Origin of the sequence: Chitinophaga ginsengisoli (assembly GCF_003014595.1) — a bacterium.
In the GTDB taxonomy this organism is placed as follows: Bacteria; Bacteroidota; Bacteroidia; order Chitinophagales; family Chitinophagaceae; genus Chitinophaga; species Chitinophaga ginsengisoli.
The window spans coordinates 123689-149428 of sequence record NZ_PYGK01000013.1 but is presented as its reverse complement, the minus strand read 5'-3'; the positions used below and the strand labels follow the sequence as shown (position 1 = coordinate 149428).

23 protein-coding genes are annotated in these 25740 nt (G+C 47.2%); 6 read left to right on the top strand and 17 right to left on the bottom strand.

The window, feature by feature from the left end:
• Window position 1 precedes the first annotated feature (1 nt).
• From CLV42_RS25250 to allB, 7 genes are read right to left on the bottom strand one after another with little or no spacing between them, the layout of a single operon-like run.
• Entirely contained in the window at window positions 2–211 is a 210-nt protein-coding gene (locus CLV42_RS25250; protein ID WP_106604711.1) for a KTSC domain-containing protein, read from the bottom strand.
• 41 nt (window positions 212–252) lie between these two features.
• Window positions 253–1686, bottom strand: coding sequence for a DUF6986 family protein (locus CLV42_RS25245; protein ID WP_106604710.1), 1434 nt, complete (start codon window positions 1684–1686; stop codon window positions 253–255).
• A 15-nt stretch (window positions 1687–1701) separates the two neighbouring features.
• Window positions 1702–2040: a hydroxyisourate hydrolase gene (gene uraH, locus CLV42_RS25240; protein WP_106604709.1), complete on the bottom strand. Its 339-nt coding sequence runs from the start codon at window positions 2038–2040 to the stop codon at window positions 1702–1704.
• Window positions 2037–2543, bottom strand: coding sequence for a 2-oxo-4-hydroxy-4-carboxy-5-ureidoimidazoline decarboxylase (gene uraD, locus CLV42_RS25235; RefSeq protein ID WP_106604708.1), 507 nt, complete (start codon window positions 2541–2543; stop codon window positions 2037–2039). The genes uraH and uraD overlap by 4 nt, the downstream gene beginning before the upstream one ends.
• 13 nt (window positions 2544–2556) lie before the next feature.
• Window positions 2557–3303: a (S)-ureidoglycine aminohydrolase gene (gene allE / locus CLV42_RS25230; RefSeq protein ID WP_106604707.1), complete on the bottom strand. Its 747-nt coding sequence runs from the start codon at window positions 3301–3303 to the stop codon at window positions 2557–2559.
• A gap of 1 nt (window position 3304) precedes the next feature.
• Window positions 3305–4552, bottom strand: coding sequence for an allantoate amidohydrolase (locus CLV42_RS25225; protein ID WP_106604785.1), 1248 nt, complete (start codon window positions 4550–4552; stop codon window positions 3305–3307).
• Between the two features lie 16 nt (window positions 4553–4568).
• Window positions 4569–5909 (bottom strand): allantoinase AllB, encoded by a 1341-nt coding sequence (gene allB / locus CLV42_RS25220; protein ID WP_106604706.1) that lies wholly within the window; start codon window positions 5907–5909, stop codon window positions 4569–4571.
• 77 nt (window positions 5910–5986) lie between these two features.
• Between allB and pucL the strand changes: the two genes are divergently transcribed.
• Window positions 5987–6832: a factor-independent urate hydroxylase gene (pucL, locus tag CLV42_RS25215; RefSeq protein WP_106604705.1), complete on the top strand. Its 846-nt coding sequence runs from the start codon at window positions 5987–5989 to the stop codon at window positions 6830–6832.
• Between the two features lie 2 nt (window positions 6833–6834).
• On the opposite strand, the gene CLV42_RS25210 is transcribed toward pucL, so the two are convergent.
• From CLV42_RS25210 to CLV42_RS25200, 3 genes are read right to left on the bottom strand one after another with little or no spacing between them, the layout of a single operon-like run.
• Window positions 6835–7812 (bottom strand): XdhC family protein, encoded by a 978-nt coding sequence (locus tag CLV42_RS25210; protein ID WP_106604704.1) that lies wholly within the window; start codon window positions 7810–7812, stop codon window positions 6835–6837.
• Entirely contained in the window at window positions 7775–10084 is a 2310-nt protein-coding gene (locus tag CLV42_RS25205; RefSeq protein WP_106604703.1) for a xanthine dehydrogenase molybdopterin binding subunit, read from the bottom strand. The genes CLV42_RS25210 and CLV42_RS25205 overlap by 38 nt, the downstream gene beginning before the upstream one ends.
• 6 nt (window positions 10085–10090) lie before the next feature.
• Complete coding sequence (locus CLV42_RS25200; RefSeq protein ID WP_170117641.1) at window positions 10091–11506, bottom strand: FAD binding domain-containing protein; 1416 nt, start codon at window positions 11504–11506, stop codon at window positions 10091–10093.
• Window positions 11507–11848: 342 nt separating this feature from the next.
• Here CLV42_RS25200 and CLV42_RS25195 point away from each other — a divergent pair, with 342 nt between their 5' ends.
• A complete protein-coding gene (locus tag CLV42_RS25195) occupies window positions 11849–12175 on the top strand; it encodes an ArsR/SmtB family transcription factor (protein WP_106604702.1) in 327 nt (108 codons plus the stop codon).
• A 64-nt stretch (window positions 12176–12239) separates the two neighbouring features.
• Here the strand turns inward: CLV42_RS25195 and CLV42_RS25190 are convergent, their stop codons facing one another.
• From CLV42_RS25190 to CLV42_RS25170, 4 genes are all read right to left on the bottom strand, one after another.
• Complete coding sequence (locus tag CLV42_RS25190; protein WP_106604701.1) at window positions 12240–12890, bottom strand: HD domain-containing protein; 651 nt, start codon at window positions 12888–12890, stop codon at window positions 12240–12242.
• 65 nt (window positions 12891–12955) lie between these two features.
• Window positions 12956–13819, bottom strand: a complete 864-nt coding sequence (locus CLV42_RS25185) for a helix-turn-helix domain-containing protein (RefSeq protein WP_106604700.1) — start codon at window positions 13817–13819, stop codon at window positions 12956–12958.
• Window positions 13820–14611: 792 nt separating this feature from the next.
• Window positions 14612–15094 (bottom strand): GNAT family N-acetyltransferase, encoded by a 483-nt coding sequence (locus CLV42_RS25175; protein WP_106604698.1) that lies wholly within the window; start codon window positions 15092–15094, stop codon window positions 14612–14614.
• A gap of 168 nt (window positions 15095–15262) precedes the next feature.
• Window positions 15263–16165 carry a LysR family transcriptional regulator gene (locus CLV42_RS25170; protein ID WP_106604697.1) on the bottom strand — a complete coding sequence of 301 codons (903 nt, stop codon included), beginning with the start codon at window positions 16163–16165 and terminating at the stop codon, window positions 15263–15265.
• Between the two features lie 108 nt (window positions 16166–16273).
• Between CLV42_RS25170 and CLV42_RS25165 the strand changes: the two genes are divergently transcribed.
• The 3 genes from CLV42_RS25165 (at window position 16274) to CLV42_RS25155 (ending at window position 18421) form a co-directional block, all read left to right on the top strand.
• A complete protein-coding gene (locus CLV42_RS25165; protein ID WP_106604696.1) occupies window positions 16274–16873 on the top strand; it encodes an NAD(P)H-dependent oxidoreductase in 600 nt (199 codons plus the stop codon).
• 6 nt (window positions 16874–16879) lie between these two features.
• Window positions 16880–17872, top strand: a complete 993-nt coding sequence (locus tag CLV42_RS25160) for an aldo/keto reductase (protein WP_106604695.1) — start codon at window positions 16880–16882, stop codon at window positions 17870–17872.
• A gap of 141 nt (window positions 17873–18013) precedes the next feature.
• Window positions 18014–18421 carry a DUF6157 family protein gene (locus CLV42_RS25155; RefSeq protein ID WP_106604694.1) on the top strand — a complete coding sequence of 136 codons (408 nt, stop codon included), beginning with the start codon at window positions 18014–18016 and terminating at the stop codon, window positions 18419–18421.
• Window positions 18422–18487: 66 nt separating this feature from the next.
• Here CLV42_RS25155 and CLV42_RS25150 read toward each other — a convergent pair whose 3' ends face one another.
• From CLV42_RS25150 to CLV42_RS25140, 3 genes are all read right to left on the bottom strand, one after another.
• Window positions 18488–21112, bottom strand: a complete 2625-nt coding sequence (locus tag CLV42_RS25150; protein WP_106604693.1) for a T9SS type A sorting domain-containing protein — start codon at window positions 21110–21112, stop codon at window positions 18488–18490.
• Window positions 21113–21212: 100 nt separating this feature from the next.
• Window positions 21213–22856, bottom strand: coding sequence for a tetratricopeptide repeat protein (locus tag CLV42_RS25145; protein ID WP_106604692.1), 1644 nt, complete (start codon window positions 22854–22856; stop codon window positions 21213–21215).
• 280 nt (window positions 22857–23136) lie between these two features.
• Entirely contained in the window at window positions 23137–24417 is a 1281-nt protein-coding gene (locus CLV42_RS25140; RefSeq protein WP_106604691.1) for a TCR/Tet family MFS transporter, read from the bottom strand.
• A gap of 419 nt (window positions 24418–24836) precedes the next feature.
• Here CLV42_RS25140 and CLV42_RS25135 point away from each other — a divergent pair, with 419 nt between their 5' ends.
• The gene (locus CLV42_RS25135) at window positions 24837–25652 is read left to right on the top strand and encodes a helix-turn-helix domain-containing protein (RefSeq protein ID WP_106604690.1); all 816 of its coding nucleotides are present in this window, start codon (window positions 24837–24839) and stop codon (window positions 25650–25652) included.
• Window positions 25653–25740: the final 88 nt, after the last annotated feature.

Below are 25740 nucleotides of genomic sequence, written 5' to 3'. Positions count from 1 at the left end.
ATTAGCGACCTGTTTCAACTACCTTTTCATATGCGTAATGTCCCTTGATATGTTTGTTGAGGTAAATGCCTTTGGAGCCGGAGCGCTTCATGGCCTCATACACCTCTTCCGGGACGTTCTTATAGTCGTAGACGAGTCCTGAAACGAAGATGATCCGCAAGGTAGCGGTATCCCTGTCGTAATGCATTCTATATACAACAGATGAGGGCATATATCCCCGGTAATACAATTGCCGGGCCAATGCCAGCAGCTTCAGCGGTGTTTTCTTCTGCCCTCCAGTATCCTGTAAAAGGAGCGGCTTCTGATCTCTTCGAGTGTCAGGCCGGTGGCCAGTACTTCTTCTTCTGAAATAGCTCCGCAATTGATGGCTTTGAGGAAGAAGTTCAACAATCCCTGACCGGTAGCTGCGTCGTCAAAAATATCCTTTGTGAGGGTGGAGATAGCTGCACGTTCTACAAATGTTTTCAGCCGGAAAAGGGCATCATTATAGTTGCTCAGGAAGAAGTGATACGTAGCGGCATAACGCATGGGCAGTTGTGCGGGATTCAGGTCCCATCCCTGGTAGAAGCCATTGATGAGGGAATGCATGGTATGTCCGTAGCCTATGCGCCAGGCATGATGTACGGCGTCATGATTCTCCTGCAACTGTGCAGACGTAATGTGATCGCCTTTATGCGGTGCTACCGGGATCACATTGGTAGCGCCATCTGACAGGAAGATACCGGTACTGCCCAGTGCTACTTTCGTCATATGATGTGCGAAGTCGCATACAGGATGTGCCATGGTCTGATATCTCGCCGTAATGCCACAGGAGGCAGTATAATCGTAGGTACCAAAATGCGCCGCAACGCAACGGCCTTCGCTGGCCCTGATGATGCGCATCAGCGGATTCCTGCCTTCATCATCCATGATGATCTGTGTAGCCTCTACCATCGTTTCCATCTTCAGGGTACCCGGTGTGAGGCTATGCGCTTTCTCCAGCAGCTCAAACAGCCTTACCAGTGTGGTGACCTGTTCCGGGATGGTGACCTTGGGTAACATCACCACGAAGTTATCCGGTAATATGCCGCCTGTCTGTTGCAAAAGTGTTGTGAGGAAGAGATCCAGCGTGCGCACACCACGATGTTTAAGGTCTTCTGTAAATGGCTTGATACGGATGCCTATGAATGGAGAGATCGTCTCGTTCTGCATGCCCTGTGCCAGTTCTTTTGCAGCAGCAATGGCGGTAGCATCTTCTTCGTCGTCCGGGCGATTGCCAAATCCGTCCTCAAAGTCAATACGGAAATCTTCTACTGCTTCTACAAAAAGTTTCCTTGCTATCTTCTTGTATACGGTATAATACAACCAGGCTGGTTCCTGCTTTCTGGCTGTATCAGATAGTCCTTCCAGCTTTTCTTCCAGGCGGGCGATATCTGCCTGCCGTTGTGGTAACTGGCCATGTCCTTCCAGTTGCAGGGCCCTTGCCAGGGCTACAAAGTTGGGCGCATATGTATACAGGTGTTTCAGTGCAATTTCGCCCATGCGGATGCAGGTATCGGCTTTAAAGAGATTAGCGCCGCCATATACGGTATGTACGGGCTGCCTGTCAGGTTTATCGCCCGGGTATATCTGCTGGAATCGCAGGTTGGCCTTCCTGAGCTCCTGCAGCAGCTGTTCTTTTTCATTTTCTGCTATTGCCAGTTGCATAGTCTGATAGATGTTTTAAGTACCACGGTAAGTGGAATAACCAAATGGGTTTAATAAGAGGGGAACATGATAATGTTCACTGCCGTGTATGTAAAAGACCACTTCTATGAAGGGATAGAAGGTAGTGATACCACGGCTTTCAAAATAGATCTTCGTTTCAAATCTTAGCTTGTAGATGCCGGCAGGTATGATCACGTCTTTTGCCAGCAGGTCTGTGATCCTGCCGTCTTTATTGGTAACGCCTTCCACAACGCAGGTCCAGCGTTGTTCTTCCTGCCGGAACAGGCTAACGGCTACGTCTTGTGCGGGCATGCCGCTGGAAGTATCGAGAATATGTGTGGTGATCTGACTCATGCACTTAATAGTTTTTTTAACCGGATGGCAGTGATCTTTTCCTGCTCCTGCATGGCGATCTTTATTTCTTCTTCGGGACTGTTCTTTAATCGTTCAGTCAGGATAGACAGCATTTCAGGGGCCGACTTGCCTGTAGCGCAAACAATAAAGATATAGCCGAATTTATCTTCATACAGTTTATTTCCTTTGGCAAAAGCCTGTAGAATAACGGTAGAGGCGTCAATCGTTCCTGCCTGTTCGCGGCTGGCCCATTGTGCGGTAGTGGCAAATTTCTGTTGCAGGGAATGCAGGTCGCCTATTTTCGGATGATGACTGAAGGCTTCCCGCCAATCCTGTTCTGTGCATTCGTGCCAGTGTTTGGCGGCGGCTGCCAGCAGGGTAGCTTCATCTTTTACAGGAAATTCTTTTTTCATTTTTTCAATCCATGCGGTAGCGCCACAGCAGGTGCTGAGCGTTTCATTTAATTGTTCTGGTGGTAATGCATTAAGTGCTGTCAAAGTCATTGGGTGGAATTTATTATAAAGTAGTGGGGAACCTGTTCACGTTTTTGTAATAGATATAAACAGCAGGTTCTTTTCCCATTGCAGTAAACCATTGCTGGCAGTAAGGGGCCATCCAGATGGCGTCTCCTTTTTTAACAGGGTACCATTCATGATCAAGCATGTACACGCCTTGTCCCTGTAGGTATAAGAGTCCGTGTTCCATGATATGTGTTTCTACAAAAGGCAGGTGACCGCCGGGATCGTAGGTGAATATATTTACGGCCATATCAAAGGAAAGATCTTCCGGCAGCAGCACCTGTAAGCGTAGTGCCGGATCTCCGAGAAAGGCCGGTCCGGGTACAGTTGATGCGTCTCCGAATATCACCGACGGATGATCATATCCCGCCAGCTTTTCATATACCTTATGGAAGGTAACGATCTGTGTGTCTTCACTGAATTGTTCTAAGCGGTAAGCGTGTCTGGATGGGACATAGACAAACTGTCCGCCGCTCAGCGCCTTTGTTTGTGTTTCTGTTTTTGCTGTGCATTTTCCGGAGATGACATAGAAAAAGATCTGCGCCGTTTCCGTATGTCCTTCAATGATACAGTCTTTTTCCGCGGTGATCAGTGTTTGACCCAGTCTGGCGCCCATCTGTTCATTGATGATGACATTCACCCTGCAATGGGTCCATCCGGGTACTACGCTGTTCACATGTCCGTCGGGGCAGATGAGGGCATGATTTCTTTTTACTACGGACCTCGTCAATGCTGATATTTCCATACTAGTGTATTTTGTATACCGCTGTCAGGCGATGAATAAAGTGATCTGATACCTGTATGGCGGCAGCGATATCTGCTGCATCCACATGTTCCTGCGGGTGATGGCTGATGCCTTTGAAACATCTTACAAACAGCATACACACTGGTGCTACGGCTGCTACTACAACGGCGTCGTGGCCTGCACCACTGATAAGTTCTTTCACATTATAACCTGCTGCTGCGATGGATTGTGCCAGCAGATGATTGAGGGCTGTATCACATTCTACCGGCTTTATTTTCTGTATGATATCCCAATCGGCCGTCAGCTGTCTTTCTGCACAGATCTGTGAAGCCACATCTTTCAGCGAGCGGCGTACTTTTTTAAGTAGCAATCTGTCTGTACTTCTGATATCGAGGGAGCAGGTCACTTCTCCCGGTATCACATTGCTGGCAGCATTGGTGATCTCCAGGAGGCCGACAGTCGCTACCAGGTTATCATTGAATTGCAGGCCGATACGTTCCACTGCCAGTATGAACTCAGCTGCGGCGCATAATGCATCTTTCCTTATTTCCATCGGCACGGTGCCTGCATGGCCGGAGCTGCCGTGAAACCTGACGCGGATACGCTGCTGACCAGCTATACCCTGTACGATGGCAATGGGCAGGTTTTGTTCGTATAATACAGGCCCTTGTTCAATATGGATTTCGTAATAACCCAGCCATTCTTCCGCAGGAATAGCGTCAGCCGCCAATGCGTCTGTATTCCCGCCTATGGTCTGAATAGCTTCTCTGAGCGTGATGCCGGCGCTGTCGGTCTTATCCAGCAGTTTGGCATCAAAGTGCCCGGTAACGGTGGCACTGCCAAGATAGGTGGTATGAAAGCGTACGCCTTCTTCATCACTGAAGGCGATCAGTTCTATGTTGAAAGGAAGACTGATACCTTCCCGTTGCAGGTGTGTAATAAGGTCAAGCGCCATGGTCACGCCTAAAGGACCGTCGAACTTACCGGCATTCTTCACTGTGTCTATATGGGAGGCAATGACCAGTGTACGGGCATTGGGTTCCTTGCTGGGCCATCTGCCCCTGACATTACCGATATTGTCTATCCTTGCCTGTAAACCGGCTTCCTGCATCCACGACATTACTTTACTGCAACCGCTCATGAAGGCGGATGAACCGAAGGTACGGGTTACGCAATGCGGATCTTCACTGATGCATGCCAGTTCGTGGATCCTGGCTAACACTGCGTTCGCTCTTTGTAAATAATCCATGTCAGACATTTGGGCATTAAGAACTCAATATCATTTTCCCCTGGTGAAGGGACGTAAAATTTCCCTGGTCAAATACCTTTACCCCGCGTATATAAGTCTGTTCCACTATACCGTAAAGCTTCTCATTAACGTAAGGTGTCAGTTTATGTTTATGATACAATTCTTCCGCATTGACGGTGAATAAGCGGTCTGGGTCCCACACCACAAAATCCGCATCGTAGCCTGCAGCTATTTTCCCTTTCCTGTTTTGCAGGCCTGCCAGTATTGCCGGTTTTTCACAGAGCCACTGTGCCATCTGGGGGATGGTCGCATCATGGCTTCTTCCTGCTGTCCATAATGCGGGCAGTGCGAGTTGCAGAGAAGAGATGCCGCCCCAGGCCTTTGTGAAATCGCCCGTCTCCAGTGCTTTTAGTTCAGGCGGAGAGGGGGAGTGATCTGTCGCCACAAAGTCTATGACACCCGCTTTCAATGCTTCCCATAGCTGCTGGTTGTTTTCCCTTTCCCGGATGGGAGGGGCGCATTTGAAACTGGTATTTCCATCGGGCACTTCTTCTCCATTAAAATACAAATAATGCTGGGCAGTTTCAACAGTTAATGGTAGTCCTTTTTCCTTTGCTGTCCTGATCTGTTCAATAGCATTTGCCGCGGAAAGATGTACAATGTGTACGCGGCAGTTGTATTTTTCGCAGAGGCGGATCATCAGGTCTATAGCAGCCTGTTCCCAGGCCTGGGGGCGGGAGGCTATATATTGCCGGTGGGAGCGTTTGTTTTCCTGCACAGGCGGCTGCTGGTCGTCCGCCATCAATTCACAATGCACCAGCAAGGGGAGATGATGTCTGGCAATGACAGGCATCACCTTATCCAGGTCGGCGGCTGTAACATTAGGAAATTCATCAATACCGGAATGTACGAGGAAGGCCTTAAAGCCACGGACGCCTTTACTGATCAGCGGTTCAATCTCCTGTTCATTACCCGGAATAACACCACCCCAGCAAGCGCAGTCAGCATGTAACTGCCCTGTTGCTGCCTGTATCTTCTGCTCCAGCGCCTGTACCGTAGTTGTAACGGGTAAGGCATTCAGGGGCATATCCACCAGTGTGGTGATGCCGCCTGCAATAGCAGCGCGTGTAGCGGTGTCAAAGCCTTCCCAGGCTGTTCTGCCTGGTTCGTTAATATGTACATGAGGATCGATGATACCCGGCATCAGCACCTTATCGCCTATATCAACGATGTTAGTAGCGCCATCCGGCAGATCGGTCTGAATAGTGTGTATTCTACCGTCTTTGACGAGTACTACCGCCTGTTGTAAACCATCAGGTGTGAGTATATTATTTCCTTTTATAATGAGGTCATACATATCGTGGGGTTCTAAGTAAAAGTAGGCAATTAATTCTTTATATTAGGGTATGTTATCATCAAATAAAATGCCCCATTATGAAAATCAAATTAGGAGAAAACAGCTACGGTAAGAATGCAGTGCAATTGTCAAAGATCATCCGCCATCCTGCTTATCACGAATTCCGGCAGGTAACGGTAAATGTATCGTTGAAAGGAGATTTTGATGAGGCGCATATAACAGGTGATAACAGCATGATCCTGCCGACGGATACACAGAAAAATACCGTGTATGCCCTGGCGAAAGATCATTTTAAGACTTCCATAGAAGACTTTGCCATCTACCTGGCCAATTACTTTGTAACTACCCAGCCACAGGTAGCGGCATCTACTATTGAAATAACAGAACACCTGTATCACCGCATGCAGTTTGAAGGTGTGGAGCATCCACATACATATATCGGCGGAGGCGCGGAGAAACGGACCACCCGGGTCACAAAGACGGCTACCAAGGTCAATGTGCAGTCCGGTATTACAGACCTGCTGATCCTGAAAACCACAGATTCCGGTTTTGAGAAATACATCAAAGACAAGTATACCACGCTGAAAGAGACGGCGGACCGCATCCTGGCAACGAAGTGTGAAATAAACTGGACCTACGGCAACCTGCCTGCTGATTATACTGCACAGTTTAACAATATACGTGAGTTATTGCTGCTGACCTTTGCGGGTCATAAAAGCCTTTCTGTACAGCAGACATTATACGCGATGGGCAAGTCGGTACTGGAAGCGTATGCCGGCATCAGTGAGATCCATTTGCAAATGCCCAATAAACACCATATCCCTTTCAACCTGGAACAGTTCGACATACAGAACGAGAACGAGATCTTTATTGCCACCGATGAGCCTTATGGCCTGATCACCGCAACAGTGACACGAGAGTAACCTTAGTGTAGTACCGGAATGTTATGTCGTACTTTTATAATCTCCGCAGCAATGCTGACAGCAATTTCCGCAGGCGTCTGACTGCTGATGTTTAATCCCACCGGTGCATGTATCCTGTTCAGTAATGTTTCACTGATCCCTTCTTCCCTGTATGCTTCAAACATCTTTTCAATCTTTGCCGCGCTGCCCAGTATGCCGCAATACCTGAACGATTTATGTAACAGTGCTCTCAGCGCAATATCATCCGTGCGGTAACCAACGGTCATGATCACCACATAGTGATTATCCCCTGGAGGGATCATCACTTTCAGCTGACTGTAATCCCGTACGATGGTCTTTTCATGGGCTGCATTGTTTTGTATCAGCGTATGAACATCCGGACGGTCTTCAAAGACATGTACATAAAAGTCCAGTTTCTGCATGATGTCTGACAGTGCCAGTGCACAGTGTCCGCCGCCGATGATGTACAGAAAATCGCGGTACCCGATCTTTTCCCGGTATTCCCAGTCCAGTTCGGACTGCATGGTGTAATAGTGGTCCTGCTCGCCGTGTATTTCGGTGGTAAAGCGCAGGCCAAGGGGAGACAATTGCAGAATGCCCTGCTGGTTTTGTGAGAGGCAGGCAATGATCTTATTGACGGGTGTGATGCTTTCGGGCAGCAATTTATACAGCAGGATGGTCTGATCGCCGGAGCAGATCATGCCACTCTGATGCCTGGCTTCTTTATCGTGGAATTGCTGGTGAATGGAGTAGGAGGTCGCGAAATGGTCCAGTTGTTCTTTGGCCATTTCCACGAATTTGTGTTCCATGATACCGCCTCCGATGGAGCCTTCTAGTTCCCCGGCCTGGTTTACGGCCATAAAGAAGCCTTGTCTACCCGGACTGCTCCCATTACTGTCCAGTACATAGAGCAGCATAACTGGTATATTCTGCCGCAGGCTTTTACAGATCAATTCCCAGGTGGCTAATTGTTTCTTCATGATGCTGATTAGTTTCCTGATTAGTTTTTGAGTATAGCGCCATCAACACTTTTTCCGGTGTCATAGGTGTACTGAAAGGGATATCAGCGTTCGGGTGGAATGCCCGTATTGCATTGCTGAGTGCGAACCAAGCGCCTATGCCGTACATCAGTGGTGGTTCTCCCACTGCTTTGGAACGGAATATGGCCAGGTTGTCATCATTGGTTTGTAATGCGTCTATTGCAATGGTTTTTGGTACGGAATAGATGTCTGGTACCTTGTAGGTGGATAAGGCATTGGAGCGTAACCTGCCGTCCCTGTCATAGATCACTTCTTCCATTGTCATCCAGCCGATGCCCTGTACGATGCCGCCTTCTATCTGTCCGCGGTCAATATCTGTATTCATACTGTTACCGAAATCATGCACCACCTGTACGGTATCGACGGTATAAGTGCCCCGCAGACAATCTACTGTTACTTCCAGGATGGCAGTGCCATACACATGATAGGCGAAAGGATGTCCTTTTTCTTTTACCTCATCAAAGTGTATTTCAGGCGTTCTGTAATGTGCATGTTCGGAGAGGTTCACCCTTAGCCGGAAGGCAGCAGTGATCAGCTGTAGCCAGTCCCAGGTTGAAGGTGTGCCTTTCACCAGAACCTGTTCATTCACGATGGAAATATCTTCCGGTGCTGCCTGCAGGCCATCGGCAGCTACGTGTTTCAGCCGTTCCAGGATGGTGGTACAGGCCATTAAGGTAGCTTTCCCGTTCAGGTCAGCAGTAGCGCTGGCAGCAGAAGGAGAGGTATTGGCGATGGTGTAGGTGCTGGTATGATTGAGTTTTATTCTTTCAGGAGCAATAGCAAATGTCTGCGCCGCTACCTGCAGTATCTTGGTGTTGACACCCTGTCCCATTTCGACGGCCCCCGTGCTGATGCCTACACTGCCATCGGAATAGATGTGCACCAGTGAGCGGGCGTTGTTCATCATGGTATTGGTAAAAGAAATGCCGAAGCAGACCGGCATAAATGCAATGCCCTTTTTATACAGTTTATTCGCTGCATTGAAACTGTTAACCACTTTACGAAGATCATCAGGATTGTACAGCGCTTCCGCTTTTTCCCAGCAGGTCAGTGCTTCACTTTTGGCAATCTGTCCATAGGGAAATTCCTGTCCTGTATGAATGAGGTTCTTCTTCTGAATCACTGCGGCATCCATCTGTAAAGCCTGTGCGGCTTTCGCAATAGCAGCTTCTATGACGTACATTCCCTGCGGACCGCCAAAACCTCTGAAGGCAGTATTGGGTGGCAGGTTTGTCCGGCAGCTCCAGCCTGTTGCCTTTACGTTCGGAATAAAATAAGAGTTGGTGCAATGGAATAATGTTCTGGCCAGTACTGCTGTGGAAAGATCCGCAGCAGCGCCGGCATTCTGGAAGAAGGAGGCCTCATAGGCGATGATCTTGTAATCATCGTTCAGTCCTATTTTAAAGTCGGCCGCATAAGGATGCCGTTTACCTGTCATGGCCATGTCTTCCATCCTGTGCAGGGCGTATTTGACAGGCTTTTTCAGTAGCCAGGCTGCCAGTGAGCAAAGGGCAGCCCAGGTATTTGCCTGGTCTTCCTTACCACCAAAACCGCCTCCCAGGCGGGTCACGATCACCTCAAAGCGGTGCATGGGCAGTCCGATTACGGAAGTCACCGCCCGTTGTACGGCAGTCGGCCCCTGTGTGGAGGAGTAGATACGCAGGCTGTTGTTCTCCTGCGGAATAACGTAGGCGCCCTGTGTCTCGATGTACAGGTGTTCCTGCCCGTTAATGTCCACGCTGCCTTCAAAGATGTGTGTACACTGTCGCCATGCATTGTCTATATCGCCCAGTGTGAAAGTGCGTGGCGGAATAATGAGTTCTCCTTTTGCTTGTGCTTCCCGCGGATCGGTAATAACGGGTAAGGGATCGATCTTTACCCTGATCTTCTTTACGGCAGCCCTGGCAGCTTCCCGGGTATGTGCCACTACAAAGGCGACGGGCATACCACAGAAGTGCACATGATGATCGGCCAGCAGTGGCTCGTCTTTGATAATGCCACCGATCTCATTTTGTCCGGGGATATCTGCTGCGGTGAATATGCGCACCACTCCCGGTATCTGCAGGGCTTCTTCCAGCATCAATTCCCTGATGGTACCATGTGCTACGGGTGACCCAAACGCCGCTCCGAACAAGGTGCCGTTTATTACCGGCACATCGTCCAGGTACACTGAGGTACCGCTGACATGGGTGTTGGAATCAATATTCTTCATAGCACGTTATAATAACAGTTCCACCTGCAGGGAAGGGAACAGGGTGATGAAATGCGCTTTTATGAGCTGTTCCAGCAATAACCGTTTATACACTGCCGTACCTCTGGCATCACTGATAGGTGTGACCTCCGACTGTGCAATGGCACAGGCCACTTTAATGACGGCTCCGCTGGGCGCCTTTCCAATCAGGAAGGCGGCTGTATCCGTAAGTAATGCCGGCACAGGCCCTACGCCACCGGCTGAGATCCTGACTGTGCCGATCAGGTTTCCTTTCATAGTGATGCAGATGGCCGTATTCACACTGGCAATATCCAGGTGGGTGCGTTTGCTCACCTTTTCAAAATGGAAACCGGTACTGGCATCGGGAAGGTCAAACCAGCAGCGTGTCATATATTCCTCCGGACGTTTGTCCAGTTGTTTGTAGCCTTTATACAATTCCCGCAGTGGTAATGTTCGCGTGGTGGTACCGTCGCTCAGTTCAATAGTAGCATCCAGGGCCAGGAAAAAGATGGTCAGGTCGCCGATGGGGGAGGCGTTGATGAAATTCCCGGCTATAGTGGCCATATTACGGATGGGCGTGGAAGAGATCAGGCTGACATAACTTTCCAGTGCAGGGAAATATGTCCGCATGATGGGAGATGCCAGCAGATCGTTTACGGTACAGGCAGCACCGACTACACAGCGGTTGTCTTCCCGGGTAATGCCTTTCAGCATTTCCTGTCCGAACAGGAAGCGGAGGGGTTGTTCCTGTATTTCCTCTGGTTGTTGCACATAAAGATCGGTGCCTCCACCCATAAAACGGGGTGTTGTTCCCGAAGGAGGTGTCAGTTCCCCGTTTAATGACAAAAGAAGGCGTTTAAGCCGCTCTTTTATGCCGGAGAAGTAAGCAGGCAGGAGTTGGTGTGCAGCGGCAAATTGGGCCGGTTCCTCGTTATTCCGGCCTACCAGTTGTGCTGCAACGGCAGCAGCCGCTCTTTCGATGGATTTATAGCCGGTACAACGGCAGATATTACCGTCAACGGCTGTCACTGCATTTTCAGGCGTCGGCGCCTGCCTGCTGAGGCAGAAACCCGCCAGTGACATTACAAAACCGGGGGTACAGAAACCGCATTGGGTGGCCGCATTGTCCACCATAGCCTGTTGTATGGTGTTGAGTGCCGGCAGCATATTGATACCTTCAATGGTCACGATATGTTTGCCATGGGCATTACCCAGTGGCATCAGGCAGGAGGTAAAGGAACGGTAGGTCAGCACGCCATGAAGTAGCTCGCCTGCCAGGATGGTGCAGGCGCCGCAGTCACCCTCGTTGCAACCGGTTTTTGTACCGGTCAGGTGCTGATGGTAACGTATGAAATCCAACAGCGGCATACCAGGCGGGAGGGTGGTACCAACATCTTCATTATTCAGGATAAATTTCAGCACGGGTAACAATTGAGGTTTCTCTGAAGTTAACGAAAATTTTCCATCTATCCCAGCAGGAAAGGGGCCTTGCCCGGGGATTTCCTGTGATAAAAACAGGGGGCGGGTACGAGTTATCCGGGCACTGATAAAAAGAGACGGGTATGCCACTATATGGATGACTCCGGCATACCTCAAATACGCTTTATACCCGACGTATACCCGACGCATACCCGACGCATCTCCGAAGCATCCGGGAGAAAATCAATAAATGGATGGCCTGGATTTATAAGGGAAGCCATTGAAAGCACCCCTGCTTTCCTTAATTTTGTAACCGAACGGTTGCTTAAAACACGTTTATCAACGATGAGAAGGGATGTTTTCCAGGCAATAGCTGACCCTACCAGGCGGGAGATTATCAATCTGCTGGCACATCAGACAATGAACCTGAATACGATAGCCGATAATTTTGACATCAGCAGGCCGGCGGTGTCCAAACATATCCGTATACTGACAGAATGTGGTTTGCTGATGATCACCCAACAGGGCAGGGAGCGTTACTGTAAGGCCAATCTGCAGAAGCTGCAGGAAGTGTCTGAGTGGACGGAACAGTTTAAGTCGTTCTGGATGCAGAAACTGGATGCGCTGGAAGAGTTCCTGGAAAAGGAAAAGAAAGAAAGCGGCAAAAAATAAAGGAGGCTGTCGATAAAAATTGAACAGCCTCCCGCCTAAACAACATCTGGTTGACATGGCAAGTTTACTCATTCCAGGGTGAATGCAGGATGCAGTCGCAAAAATTCTTACGCTGGAAGTTGGGTATCATAAAAGCGCAGACATCCGCCTTGATATTCCCGAAGGTGGTATCTGTTTTGTGTTTAAATCCATCGAAAAAGGTGGGAATGATCTTTTTCTTGAAATCAGTCCTCGGAAATGCCTGAATGATTTCCTTCCTATGCTCTTCACGCAGGTGCTCATATCCTTCTCCCATCACATCCAGCCCCACACCTGAATACATCAGTGCTACTTCCGGTTCCTTATATTCAGCAATACCAATGGTGGTATGCAGGGCGATGGTATCCCATACGCGTTGCAGCGCCTGATCAGGATATCCGTGGCTTTTCAGGAAGTCTCTGGCGGCATTGGCCCCATCTACTTCAAAACGTTTGTCAGGACTACTGTAATGGGGTGTTAATCCCAGGTCATGGAAGATGGCGCTGACGTATAACAACTCAGTATCATGTTTGATATTGCCTCTTTGAGCATTGAGTGAAGAAAAGAGGAACACACGGAGGGAGTGGTTGTAGAGAAATTCCGTACCATATTCCAGCAGCAGTTCAGTTGCCTGCTTCGCCACAGGGCTGTCTGGTATGTCTATTCCGGCTAGTCTTGTTAATCTTGTTACTGGCATAACTTTCAGTTTATGCCACAAAATTACCGGCTGGGGAAGGTGTGGAAAATGCTAAAAACTACGGATCAGATACCAATTTTCACAAACTGTGTACGGTACTCATTAGGGGATACCTGTGTTTCTTTCTTGAAGAAGTGACTGAACTGGTAGGGCGTAGCGAAATGCAGCAGATAGGAGATCTCTTTTACAGGTTTGGAAGAGAATTGCAGCAATCTTTTGGCTTCTGCTATCAGCTGACCATTGATGATGTCTTTAGCCCTTCTGCCGCTACAGCGTTTGCAGAGGTCTGCCAGTTGCCGGTAGGAGATGCCCAGTTTCTCTGCATACTCGCTTACCTCGTGGGTATTGCGGTATTCTTTACTGACCAGTTCCACATACTCCCGGTATATTTTATGCTCAATGGTACTATGACCCTGATGTAGCAGGCTGTTGATATTGGCTATTTTGATCATGAGGATCTTCAGGTAAGCGGCGAGGGCATCGGCTTTGTTTACATAGTCCGGTGTATTGAATTCATCCAGTATGGTTTGCATCAGGCTAACCAGGGCGTCTTCATCGGGCTGGTTTAACTGCATTTGCTGATGGCCGGAAGGGTCATTGAACAGCACCGCTTTACAGTTACTGGCGCTGGCCGGGGCTTTTTCCCAGAAGCAATCTCCAAACTGCAGTATATATCCTTCCAGGTGATTGTGACCATTTACTGCATAGACCTGTCCTTTCGAAATAACGAAAAGGCTGTGGGGTGTGATATTGTATGTCGTACCATCAATAGAGATAGCGCCATGTCCTTCTTTAACGAGGATCAGTTCATTGAAGGAAATGCGTCGCAGGGCATCGTCTTCGAACAGTTGTCCGCTGATCTCTTCTACAGAAAAAGAATCCTTCAACGCAGGGTTGATATCCATGTTCAATATGTGCGCCGCATGCATGCTGTAAAATTACGGAAATATGTGTTTGGGGATTACATGGGGGACAACCCGGTATTATCACATTTTGAAATTTGACAGGCGGGGTAAATAAGATGTCATTTATACATTATATTACACGAAATATAGATTCTATTCCCAACGTTTAAAAAACTTCAAATGAAATTTTCAGCCACCTTATGCCTTCTCATAATATTCGCCTGTGGGTGCGATCGCAATAACCTGCAGCGCAGACTTTTAAGTGAACAAAAATTACTGAAGGATAGCGCTAATAATATAAATGAAAGAGTGAACTGCAGTATGCCCCAAGACCGTGCAGATGCTGAAAAGTTGAAACTTGGAGCTATTCATGCCCGATTAACAGCTATCCAATCGTCCATTGACAGCCTTGATACCGTGAGATAAATGGTTGTAACATTTCAAAATATTAAACGACCCGCCACCGGCGGGCCGTTTTGTTTGTAGCCGGGAGATCACCCGGTAACACAACGTCATCATTCGCGGTAATCGGCTCCGCCAGGTGCCGTCTTGTTTGTAGCCCAGGGTGATAACCCCGGGAAACGTAAAAAGACCTTCACCCGATAGGGTGAAGGCCACATAACATAACATGGAAATCAAGCATAGTGTTTGTTCTAATCAGGATATGGCTTCCGTGATGTCTTTTGCCGGTATTGTTTTCCGGTAGGGGTAAACCATTTGAATACGGATGCAAGGTTCACCTTTTTTCTGAATGTGGAAATAACCGAAAACGGGGAGGAAAAAGAAAACCGCGGTACTGGCCGCGGTTTTCTTTTATTACAGATCTTTCAGCATCCATACGGTGCAGGCAAAGTGCCCGGAATTACCCAGTGCTTTGTCCAGGTACCGGAACCCTGCTTTTTCATACATGCTCACGGCTTTGGCAAAATCGGGGAAGGACTCCAGGTACATCTGCGTATATCCCTGTTCTTTAGCGGCCACAAAGGTGTGTTCCATGAGCGCTCTGCCGATACCTTTTCCCCTGGCCTCGCCGGAGAGATAATATTTTACAAGTTCGGCGCAGCCCTCCGGAAGGCCAGCTGTGGGGAACAGTCCGCAGCCGCCGAGTAATACGCCGTCTTCTTCGGCGATAAAATAGGCGCTGCCCGGAAACTGGAACAGGTCGTATAACCTGTCTGTTTCGGGATCGGAGTAGACAGTTCCCACCTTAGGAATATCAAATTCGTCGAATGTATCCCGTATAATCTTTGCTAGTGCAGCATTATCTGTTATGGTGATGCTTCTGATGGTGACTGGCATGGTTTGTTCTATGGTGATTGATGTACTTAATGATTCTGTTCTGAAAGATACGTACTTGTTTGAAAATGAGGGTTAACACTGTTATAATATAGTAACTCAAAAAATACCGGATGCTGATAAATGTTCCTGTTCGGATAATGAACTGTTACCCCGACGGGATTTATCCTCTTATACCGGCAGCATTACTTTCCTGAACAATTTCTTGATCAGGTCTATTTCATCGGCATATGCTGTTTTCTTGCGTGTACCGAAATACAATGTATTCTTCAATTTAGTAGTGCCTTCCCACAATAACTTAATCTCCCCGTTTTCGATCTCTTTTCTGCAGAGGAAATCAGGTACTACGGCCAGGCCTTTTCCACTTTTAAGGCAACGTACAATAGAGTTCAGGTTAGGTACAATGTAGTTTGGCCTGAAGTCAGGATGATGATTGAAATTCAACTTCCAGAACATGAACAGGTGCTCCATATCGCCTGTGGTACCGTACCACTTTTGTGTTTTCAGCCATTCTTCAATCGCTGCTGTATCCTTTCCTTTCACCACTTTGTTGAATGCTTTTGCATCTACCTCATTGCCTGCTACCAGCACGATCGTTTCAGAGGAAAAGGCGTCGTGCTCAATATTGGCGGAAGTGCCTTTCTGTGGTGTGATGATCAGGTCGAGGATACCTTTGTCAAGATTATCCAGCATTTCCGGGTAATCCCCAAAACGGATGATGACATTAAAGGGTAGTGTGGAGATGTATTGTTCCAGTGTGATCTGAAAGGTTTCGAAGCACATGCCCACACTGATAGTCGGCGTATGTTTCTCGGTGCTTTTCTGAAAGTTTTTTTCTGCATCTTCCAGTTTATTGAGCGGCTCAATAATGAAGTTATAGAAGACTTTCCCTTTCTCTGTAGGCACCATTTTCCGGCCTGTTCTGTCGAATAATTTATATCCCACATAGTTTTCCAGTGAGCTTAAATGCAGGCTGACGCCGGGTTGTGAGATAAACAGGGCTTCTGCTGCGCCGGTCAGCGTACCTGTTTTATATATCGCTTTAAATGTTCTGTACCATTCGAGATTGACCATAAGAATACTATTAGAATTCTGATACAAAGGTATGATTTAACTTGTTTTAATAATACCAGGGGCCGGGGTACTTTTGTCCTGTCAAAAAGAAAATAATACACACACACTATGACAAAGGTATTTATCATCAATGGAGGTCAGCAGTTCGGCCATTCCGGCGGCCGGTTCAACGAGACCATCTCAGCAGCTACCGCTGAATTTTTCCGGAGCAGGCCTGGTTTTGAAGTTAAGACCACCAACATCAATCATGACTACGATCTTAAAGAAGAGGTAGAAAAATATACATGGGCGGATGTCGTGATCTATCACACGCCTATCTGGTGGTTTCAGCTGCCGCACGGTTTCAAGCAGTATATAGACAAAGTATTCACTGAAGGGCATGGTACAGGCATTTATCGCAGCGACGGACGTTCTGCGGCTAACCCTGCCATTAATTATGGCACCGGTGGTATGTTACATGGGAAAAAGTATATGGTGACCACTTCCTGGAATGCGCCTAAGGAAGCATTTACCCTGCCAGGGGAGTTCTTTAAAGAAACCAGTGTGGACGAGGGGATCCTGTTTGGCTTTCACCGCATGAATGCATTTATAGGATTGCAACCTTTACCTGGTATGCATTTCCACGATATAGAAAAGAATGCGGATGTAAAGAGAGACCTGGGTCAGTACCGGGAACATCTGACGCATGTATTTACAAATCTGAACTAACATAAAATGGAATACAGAACATTAGGCGATACAGACCTGCAGTTATCAGCTATTACATATGGTGCATTTGCCATAGGTGGTAATATGTGGGGCGGTAATGAAACGAAAGACTCTATAGCGGCTGTCCATGCTTCGCTGGACAATGGTGTAACAACGATAGACACGGCGCCTTTTTATGGCTTCGGATTGAGTGAAGAACTGATTGGTGCTGCTATCAAAAGTAAGGACAGAGGTAAGATACAACTGTTGACAAAGTTCGGGCTGGTATGGGACGGCAGTAATCAGGGAAAAGGTGAGTACTTCTTTGACGCATCGGAGAACGGGAGAGCTATTCCTGTGTATAAGCTGACTTCAAAAGCAAATATTATCAAAGAACTGGAAGAAAGCCTGAAGCGGCTGGGTACTGATTATATAGACCTGCTGCAACTGCACTGGCCGGATGCAACCACACCGGTAGATGAAACCATGGAGGCGTTGAATACATTGATCAGTCAGGGAAAAATCAGGGCTGCCGGTGTCAGCAACTACGATCTTCCACTGATGAAAACAGCGGCGAAAACAACCCGGCTGGCGTCTAACCAGGTTTCTTATAGTATGCTGAACAGGGGTATTGAAAAGGACATGGTGCCTTACGCGATCGAAAACAACATCGGGATCATTGCTTATAGTCCATTGGAGAGAGGGTTACTGACAGGCAAATACTTCCGGGATGCCGCTTTAAAGGCTGATGACCATCGGAATGGTTATTTCGGTCAGTTTTCTGCAGACAAGGTAAAGGCGTTCCTGGATAGCATTACTCCACTGGCGGAAAGCAAAAATGCGTCTTTGTCGCAGTTGGTATTACGCTGGACTACCTTACAGCCCGGTATTACGATTGTACTGGCCGGCGCCCGGAATGCGGCACAGGCAACACAAAATGCACAAACCATGAACCTGCAACTGAAGGCGGATGAGGTTGGATTTATCAGTAGAGAACTGGAGAAAGTATATGCGGAGTAATGCCGTAGAAAGGAGGTGTTAAATAAGTAATATATACTTTTATTAAACAGTTTCGGTTCCTGGTAACTAATGTTGCCAGGAATTTTTTATATTTCAGGTAATGTAATATCAGGATGAACCTGAACCTGTAAAAGTATGTAGATGAAAACGACCAATTATTACAACACCTTTATTGAGGTTGCAGAAGATTGCCCCGTAAAAACAGCTGAAGTTCCGCCAATGAGAGGAGAGAAAACTATTGCTAATATTGAATTTGAGTTGTTGATCGAGAATCCTTATGAATTTACTTCCGACGATGTGCTTTTTCACGTTTACGCGGCAAAAAGTCATCTGAAGACAAAAGACTCCGGAGAGGAAAAAATGCAGTTCTTTTCCAAAGAACAAGCCTGTTTCCGTTCTTCACCATTAACCAAACGTTATGGCTGGGGCGCCCACTTTAACGATGAAGGAAAGATGGCCATTTACCCCGTGGAATCTGAGGAATACCAGCAATTTGCAAGGGACAAGACCCTTAAACAGGTGAAAGCAATGCGTTCAAAAAAGGCATGATCCTGACATAAAAAAAAGCGCCCCGGATGAGGCGCTTCGTAGGCACAGGGTTACATAGGACAAGCTTTATAGCTTGATAAACTTGAACTTACGTATATCTCCCGGACGGGTTTCTACCAGCATGATATACATGCCACTGCCGAGGCGTGTGACAGGCATGGTGATAGTTGTCTGTCCTGTAGGAACATCGTACTGCTGGATGGAATACTGTCTGCCGGAGACATCCACCAGTAAGATCCTGTATTTGGCAGCCTGTGTAACTCCCTGTACATGCAGATTGATAACGTCGGTAGCCGGCACCGGATAAATGTACATATCACGTGCAGTCAGTTTAACGGTATCCGAATAAGCGAAGTTGTTGTCTTCACTTACCAGTTTTAACCTGTAATAAACGTTGCCAAATTGTGCTGCAAGGGCAGGGAATTCCTGGTCTTCATACTTGTAGTAGAAAGAACCGTTACTGTTGGTTGCCTGTTGTGTATTGATGAGGGAAAAGTCTTTATTGTTGGTACTTCTTTCCAGTTCATAGTGCGATAGTCCTTCTTCATTTCTTGTTCTCCATTCCAGGAACGCATTACCGCGCTGTAGACTGCCGGTGAAAGAGGTGAGGAACAGCAGCTGAGGAGACAGCAGGTTATGCAGCTGGTATTTTACTACTCCCAGGTCTGGTGTTGCAAAATAAATATCCGCACTGTTTTCATAACATTTGAATGCTATGGTGGAATTACAGGAAATGTATGCCAGCATATCAGCAGATACATTTGACCATTTGGCGCCTTTATTGGTGCTGAATGCCAGGCGGGTATCTGAATAATTACTGGAAAGAGAAGCTGCGAAAATGTGCCCGTTTACAGCATTTGAATAAGTCACTTGTTTCAGGTCAGTAGCAGGCAGTGATAATGTCCACTGATCGCCGCCGTCTGTGGTCTGGAAGACGCCCTGTGTAGTAGCAACAGCCATTGTTTTTTCGTCGAAAGGATTGGCTTTCAGGTCCCACACCATATCATAACCGTTTGTCAGTTCCAGCCCCTGGATCTTTTCTCCCCAGGTGACGCCTCCGTCCTGTGAAGCATATACTTTACTGCCGGCGGATAAATATAGTGTCTGACCGTTGTTGCCATGAGGAACAAAAGCGGCTGTCAGTACTCCGTCGAAGGTAATGGGTACAGCGATCGCTTCCGGATTGGCAGGATCGTTGAAATCGAGCCGGAAAAGGGTAGAGAAAGAGGAGTAAAAGGAATAGGAAACCCAGTAGCGGTCTTTGTTATTGGGATCCCGTTGAATGAATCCCAGGCCTGTCGCAAACTCGTCAGCAGGCAACTGTTTCAATGTGACGCCAAGGTCATCGCTATAAAACAGCTCAGCAGGATTAGAGAATCCGTCGCTGGCCCGGAACAGGAAAATACGTCCGGGTACGGTAGTATCTGCTATGACCTGCATTTCCTGGACATTGACCATGTCGTACGGCTGGATATTGTAATCGGCTGATTTGCCAGTGCTGAGATTTTTGGAGACATATCCGCCCAGTATAGAATAGTATAATTGCGGCTTGCTGCCATTTCCCAGCGCCATTGATGAAGCGACGCAGAAAGGCAGCTTGAGCTGGTTGAACGTCTTTCCGCCATCGGTGCTATGTTGCGGCCAGGCATCAGAAAAGACGAGCAGGTCATTGCTGTTCTTTGGGTTGATGACCAGCGAAGTACCGTAGTAGTATACAGGTGATCTCGGTTGAAAAGTGGTGGAGGTCCAGTGGGCGCCTCCGTCAGTGCTTTTCAGTATTTCATTCTCATCGGTCATCCAGAGGTTCTTGTTATTTCCCGGATCGTATACGATCTGGACGATATTGTTCAATGTCTGGTCGGTAAAGGTGACGGGGACCTGTTCAAAAGTCTTCCCACTGTCCAGTGTATGGAAAAGCGCCTCAGGCCCTGCACCAAAATTGATGAAGGAGCCGATAAAGAACTCTTTATGATTTGAAGGATTAAAGGCAAAGGCGGAGAATGTACCCTTGCCGGCCAGTTCTTCCCGCCAGGTATTACCTTCATCTGAAGAAATGAGCAGTCCTCCGTTCACCCCCTCAGAGCCAAGACTTCTGGCGAGATAGATCTTTTTAGGATCGTCGGGATGAAAAAAGGAGTTATTAACATGGACGCTCTGGTTCTCCCGGCTATAGTAGATGCCGGACATATTTTCTCCGCCATCTTTGGTAAAATAGACTTCTGTGATGACCAGGGAGAAGCCTTCCATGTATTCGGTATTAAGGACCGCGGTTTTTCCTTCCCCATCATAAATATCATAGGATGCTACCCATGCACCGAGATATTGATCCGGCGTGATATAGTGCCGGATAGTGGCTTTGGTTTCCAGGTCGACTACATACAGGCCATTCATTGACATATCGGGGGCTCTGGCAGTGAAAGCGAATGATTTATTACCAGGCAGTAGTTTGAAAGAGGATAGTTGGGTAGCGCTGTTCTCAAAGGAATAGAAGATCTCCCAATTCTTACCCCTGTCATTGGAGACCATGATATGGTTGATCAGGCTGATGGCATAAAGTCTTTCGGGAACTACAGGATCCTGTACAAGGTTCCATAGCTTCCCATGGTCGCCCGTGGCTTCATAGGAAAACTGCTGGGCGCTGGATGAAAAAAACAGTAAGAGGAATAGGTTGAAGAGTAGAATTTTTCTCATGTATTTTGGTCGATTGGGTACTGCCGTGAAAGTAACCCGCTTCTCTCAAAACACATATGTAATTAACAGGACAGGGGCCGGACAAAGTGTGACATTGGTCTTATAACCCCGACAAATATTCGAAAAGTGATGTATTATCAGCCAGTTGCATCTTTTTGGTGATCCGTTCTTTCCGTTTACGGCAACCTTCGGGCGTGATGTTCAGCAGGGATGCTATTTCCTTTGTATTGAGGTTCATGTAGATGTATGACAGGAAACGGACATCGTTTGAAGTAAGGTTGGAATGGTTCTGCCGGAGGGCATTCAGGAATCCCTGGTTCACCTCCTGGAAGTGGGTGCTGAAGTCGTCCCATTCATCGTCTGTCCGCAGGTAACTTTTCAGCTGGGAAATATGCCGGCTACTGTCCTTACTTAAATCAGGCATTTTGGACAGGGTAGTGATGATCTCGTCTATCAGCTCATTCCTGCCGGAGAGGTACAGGGCTTTGGCAGAAAGCTTGCGGTTTCGGATCTCGATCTCATTTTTCAGTCTTTCCTGTTCCAGGAGGGCGGCAGTTTCTTTCTCCTTCAGTTGTTCCTCCAGCAGTAGTTTCTGGCTTTTTTCGTTCTCAAATTCCAGGGCCATGATCTTATGGCTCCGTTCCGCGATCACTGCTTTCTGGCGGTTCTCCACCGTTTTGATACGCATCAGCCAGATGAAAAAAGCGATAATGGTGGCGATGAAGGCCAGGGCAGTATACAGTAACCGGCGCTGGCTACTGAGCTGTGCCTCATTCAGGGAGAGCGTATGTTTCGAATTCAGCAGCTCAAATTTCAGTTTGCTGTTCTCAAATTGCTGGCCGTTCTTGATTATGTTAATAGAATCCCGGAATCGTAATATGGAGTCTTTGTCGGCCAGTGCCAGGGCATAAGCGTGATTCTTAAAGTGAATGTCTGACAGGGTCTGGTGCAGCTCTATCTTTTCTTCCAGGTTGGGAGAACGGGCCAGGGCTTCATTCGCATAGAAGATTGCCTGGTCCAGGTTATTCTCCTTCAGTTTCACTGAGGCAAGCAGGGTACTGATGGTGATCTGTTCATCCCGGTAACCCGAATCGCGGGCGGTAGCGAACAGCTTTGTGGCCAGTTGGTCGGCTTCAGCGGTATTACCCTGCTGGAATTGGTTCTGGGCATAGGAATATTGGGCGCTCAGTAATCGCCGGGCGTCATGCTGCAGATAAGCGGTCGCCTCCCGAAGGTATTCCCTGGCTTTTTCCAGTTCATGCATTTCATTATGTACGATGCCCAGGTTTAAGGCGTAAATACCAATCCTGATCTTATCGTTTTTTTCTTTGGCGATGTTGTAGGTTTTCAGGAAATATTCTGTCGCCTTATCGAAGTTTTTCTCTTTGGAATAGAGGATGGCGATATTATTCAGGACGGTCATTTCCAGTGTCGCATCTTTTTCTTCCATGGCGATATTGTATGCGGCGAGGAAATTCCGCAATGCTTCACCGTAGTCCAGCATGAAATAGTAGGTGAGGCCGATATTGTTGGTAGCCAGGAACAATTGTTTCTGCCAGTGCTTTTCGCCAGAGAGGTGCTGTGCTTCTGTGAGCAGGGTAATAGCCGGAACGAATTTTTTTGCCAGCATAGAATCTATGCCTCTTTTAATGAGAGAGTCGCAGTAGGGCTTGCTGTTAGCATCCGCATACATACTGGAGGACAGGAGCAATCCGGTGATTAATAAATACTTTAAATACTTCATCGTTACGAGGGAATGACTTGAAATATAGATTTTGGTTGGCAGTCCGCCGGGGGCGGGATGGCTTGAAAATAATAAAAAATGAGTATAGCTGGTATAACGGTTATTATAACGGAATGTTACAAAGCGTCCAGGGCATATAGTACACCGGCTGATTGTGTGTTGAAAATGTTTTTGATATAAAGGGCTTTTGGGTGGATCTTGTTGGGAGATAATAAAAACGTCCCATCAGATGACGGGACGTTTTTGCTGTATGCAGAATATTTTTCTATGAAGGGTCAGATCAATGCATTGGTGCATCTGTCAGTTCTCCGGAACCAGCAATCACTTTCGCCAGCTCAGGATTTTCTTTCTTTTCACGTGTCATTACCTTGTAGGTAATGATAACACTGAGCAGCATACATACTGCACCAATTAAGAAGTGAATACCGGGGAAATAGAATGGCGCCTTATCAGATGTGAAATAACTGAAGGAGCTGTTCATAATTAGCGGACCGATGACAGTGGTCAGACTCATCAGACTGGTAAGCGCACCCTGGAGTTCTCCCTGCTGATTACGCGGTACATGGCCGGAGATCACGGATTGCAGTGATGGACCGCAGATACCGCCGAGGCAATAAGGGATCAGGAAGGCAAACATCATCCAGCTCTGTGTAGCGAAAGCAAAGAGGATTAATCCCAGTGTATAAAGTAAAAGACCGACATAAATACTTTTCTCGTTACCGATCTTTGGAACGATCACCCGGGTCAGTCCAGCCTGAACGCCTCCTACCAGCACACCTACTACAGCAAGGGAAATACCCACCATTGTTTCACTCCAGTGAAAACGGTAGATGGTAAAGAAGTTCCAGTTACCCTGTACGGATTGTGCGCCCAGGTAGATGAGGAAAAAGCTGATGGCCAATCCACCGATCTCAGGATGTTTTGTCAGGAAATTCAGTGAGCCGAAGGGATTTGCACGTTTCCATTCAAACGGACGACGGTTTTCTTTGCTCAGAGATTCCGGCAATATAAAGAGGCCATATAAGCAGTTCAGCAGGCAGAGAACGGCAGCGGCATAAAATGGCGCTCTGATACCCCAGGTGGCCAGTAATGCACCAAGAGCAGGGCCGAGTACAAAGCCCAGACCGAAGGCAGCGCCGATCATTCCGAAGTTCTTGGCTCTTGTTGTTTCATCAGGGCTGACATCTGCGATGTAGGCAGTAGCGGTGGTGAAGCTGGCGCCGGTCATACCTGCGATGACACGTCCGATGAACAACCATCCGTATGTAGGCGCTAATGCCAGGATAATGTAGTCAATGCCGAAGCCCAGCAGGGAAAACAACAGGATAGGTCGGCGGCCAAATCTGTCGCTCAGATTGCCAACTACCGGCGCAAAAACGAATTGCGTAATAGCAAAAACGGATAACAACAATGCGCCATAGGGACTGGCTTCATTCACTGAAATGCCTTTTAACTGGGCAATCAAGTCAGCCATAACAGGGATGATCAGTCCCCATCCCATGATGTCGATCAATAAAGTAATAAAAATAAAGCCAATTGCAGACTTTCTGGTTGTATGCATAGAATTGTAATTGAGACTTATGAAATTGAATACGGTGGCCTTCCGGCGGGATGATTGTTGTTGATCTGTATTTACATATACTGCTTCCTATAACGCAAACTTAGTGCGAAATACTTAATATTAAGGGAGGCAAATACGCCAAATTACAGGGGGAATTGCGTCAAACTGCATGGTTTCATTCGGATGTCTCATAATAAGTATCTGATTGATAAGATATAATTAAATATGTTTATCAAGCGGGAAACAGTATTTGTTTCATGAAGCAAAAGTAATCCCTACCACAGGGCAGTGCAACCTCCTAAAGGTAAAGCTGCGGAAAAAACCGGTAAAAGCAGGGATTCAGTCGGTGAGTTTATAAGCTGGAAAACAGTTCCGTTTTTTACAATGCAGCCTTCGGCAATAAGGCTATATTTGTAATCATGATATTCAAAGAGATCATTCCCGGCTTAAAGTTGCAGCCATATATCAAATGCTTCTACTATTACGAATCTGATTCGGATAGCAGCTACGATGATATTGTGTTTCCCAGCGGAACAATGGAAGTGATCTTTAATCTGGGAGCAGGAAACTGGCAATCAAAATCGGACGATACCTTTTACACTACCCCGCCTATTGAGCTCTGGGGGCAGATCACGAAGCCATTAGCTATACAGTCGGTTGGCCGGAATATCATGCTGGGCTTTAAATTTTATCCACATTCTGCCGCCTATTTCTTTAACGAACCTGTATCTGAATTTAATAATAAAATAGTCGATGCTGCCGATGCGCTGGGCCCATCGTTAAAAACGCTGCATGATAAGTTGCTGGAGACGCGTAAGCTGGAATCCAGGATCGCATTGCTGGAGGAATATTTATGGCAGAAACTGGCTGCATCGGAGAAGAGGCATAACAAGATCAAATTCGTGGGCGACATTGTGCATTATCTTAAGAAGAATTACAGTGAAGATAATATCGTTTCGTTATCCCATCGGCATAATGTATCTACCCGGTATCTGAACATGTTGTTCTCACAATACACCGGTTTAGCGCCCAAATTATTTTATAAGATCAACCGTTTTCAACATAGCCTTAACCTTATTTCCCAGAGCGAGGAAAAGCTGACCAGTATTGCATACAGTTCTGGTTATTTTGACCAGGCGCATTTCATTAAAGAATTCAAGCTTTTCACAGGTGTAACTCCCAATACTTTTGCAAAGCAGGCTTCCCCCATCAACCAGGTATTGGCAGCCAGTTAATCTTTTCCGTTTTATACAATTTACCCTTGTTTTGCTGTGATAGCTTTGCTATTAAATATCACTGGTAAATCAACACATCCATTCAAAA

Bases quoted from the DNA above. Each gene is read 5' to 3' on its own strand.
- uraH (WP_106604709.1), bottom strand. From the start codon at position 2,040: ATGAGTCAGATCACCACACATATTCTCGATACTTCCAGCGGCATGCCC.
- CLV42_RS25165 (WP_106604696.1), top strand. From the start codon at position 16,274: ATGACAAAGGTATTTATCATCAATGGAGGTCAGCAGTTCGGCCATTCC.
- CLV42_RS25150 (WP_106604693.1), bottom strand. From the start codon at position 21,112: ATGAGAAAAATTCTACTCTTCAACCTATTCCTCTTACTGTTTTTTTCA.
- CLV42_RS25225 (WP_106604785.1), bottom strand. From the start codon at position 4,552: ATGGATTATTTACAAAGAGCGAACGCAGTGTTAGCCAGGATCCACGAA.
- CLV42_RS25195 (WP_106604702.1), top strand. From the start codon at position 11,849: ATGAGAAGGGATGTTTTCCAGGCAATAGCTGACCCTACCAGGCGGGAG.
- CLV42_RS25160 (WP_106604695.1), top strand. From the start codon at position 16,880: ATGGAATACAGAACATTAGGCGATACAGACCTGCAGTTATCAGCTATT.
- pucL (WP_106604705.1), top strand. From the start codon at position 5,987: ATGAAAATCAAATTAGGAGAAAACAGCTACGGTAAGAATGCAGTGCAA.
- CLV42_RS25175 (WP_106604698.1), bottom strand. From the start codon at position 15,094: ATGCCAGTCACCATCAGAAGCATCACCATAACAGATAATGCTGCACTA.
- CLV42_RS25185 (WP_106604700.1), bottom strand. From the start codon at position 13,819: ATGCATGCGGCGCACATATTGAACATGGATATCAACCCTGCGTTGAAG.
- CLV42_RS25145 (WP_106604692.1), bottom strand. From the start codon at position 22,856: ATGAAGTATTTAAAGTATTTATTAATCACCGGATTGCTCCTGTCCTCC.
- allB (WP_106604706.1), bottom strand. From the start codon at position 5,909: ATGTATGACCTCATTATAAAAGGAAATAATATACTCACACCTGATGGT.
- CLV42_RS25135 (WP_106604690.1), top strand. From the start codon at position 24,837: ATGATATTCAAAGAGATCATTCCCGGCTTAAAGTTGCAGCCATATATC.
- CLV42_RS25210 (WP_106604704.1), bottom strand. From the start codon at position 7,812: ATGAAGAAACAATTAGCCACCTGGGAATTGATCTGTAAAAGCCTGCGG.
- CLV42_RS25250 (WP_106604711.1), bottom strand. From the start codon at position 211: ATGCCCTCATCTGTTGTATATAGAATGCATTACGACAGGGATACCGCT.
- CLV42_RS25155 (WP_106604694.1), top strand. From the start codon at position 18,014: ATGAAAACGACCAATTATTACAACACCTTTATTGAGGTTGCAGAAGAT.
- uraD (WP_106604708.1), bottom strand. From the start codon at position 2,543: ATGACTTTGACAGCACTTAATGCATTACCACCAGAACAATTAAATGAA.
- CLV42_RS25140 (WP_106604691.1), bottom strand. From the start codon at position 24,417: ATGCATACAACCAGAAAGTCTGCAATTGGCTTTATTTTTATTACTTTA.
- CLV42_RS25170 (WP_106604697.1), bottom strand. From the start codon at position 16,165: ATGGTCAATCTCGAATGGTACAGAACATTTAAAGCGATATATAAAACA.
- CLV42_RS25245 (WP_106604710.1), bottom strand. From the start codon at position 1,686: ATGCAACTGGCAATAGCAGAAAATGAAAAAGAACAGCTGCTGCAGGAG.
- CLV42_RS25205 (WP_106604703.1), bottom strand. From the start codon at position 10,084: ATGAAGAATATTGATTCCAACACCCATGTCAGCGGTACCTCAGTGTAC.
- CLV42_RS25190 (WP_106604701.1), bottom strand. From the start codon at position 12,890: ATGCCAGTAACAAGATTAACAAGACTAGCCGGAATAGACATACCAGAC.
- allE (WP_106604707.1), bottom strand. From the start codon at position 3,303: ATGGAAATATCAGCATTGACGAGGTCCGTAGTAAAAAGAAATCATGCC.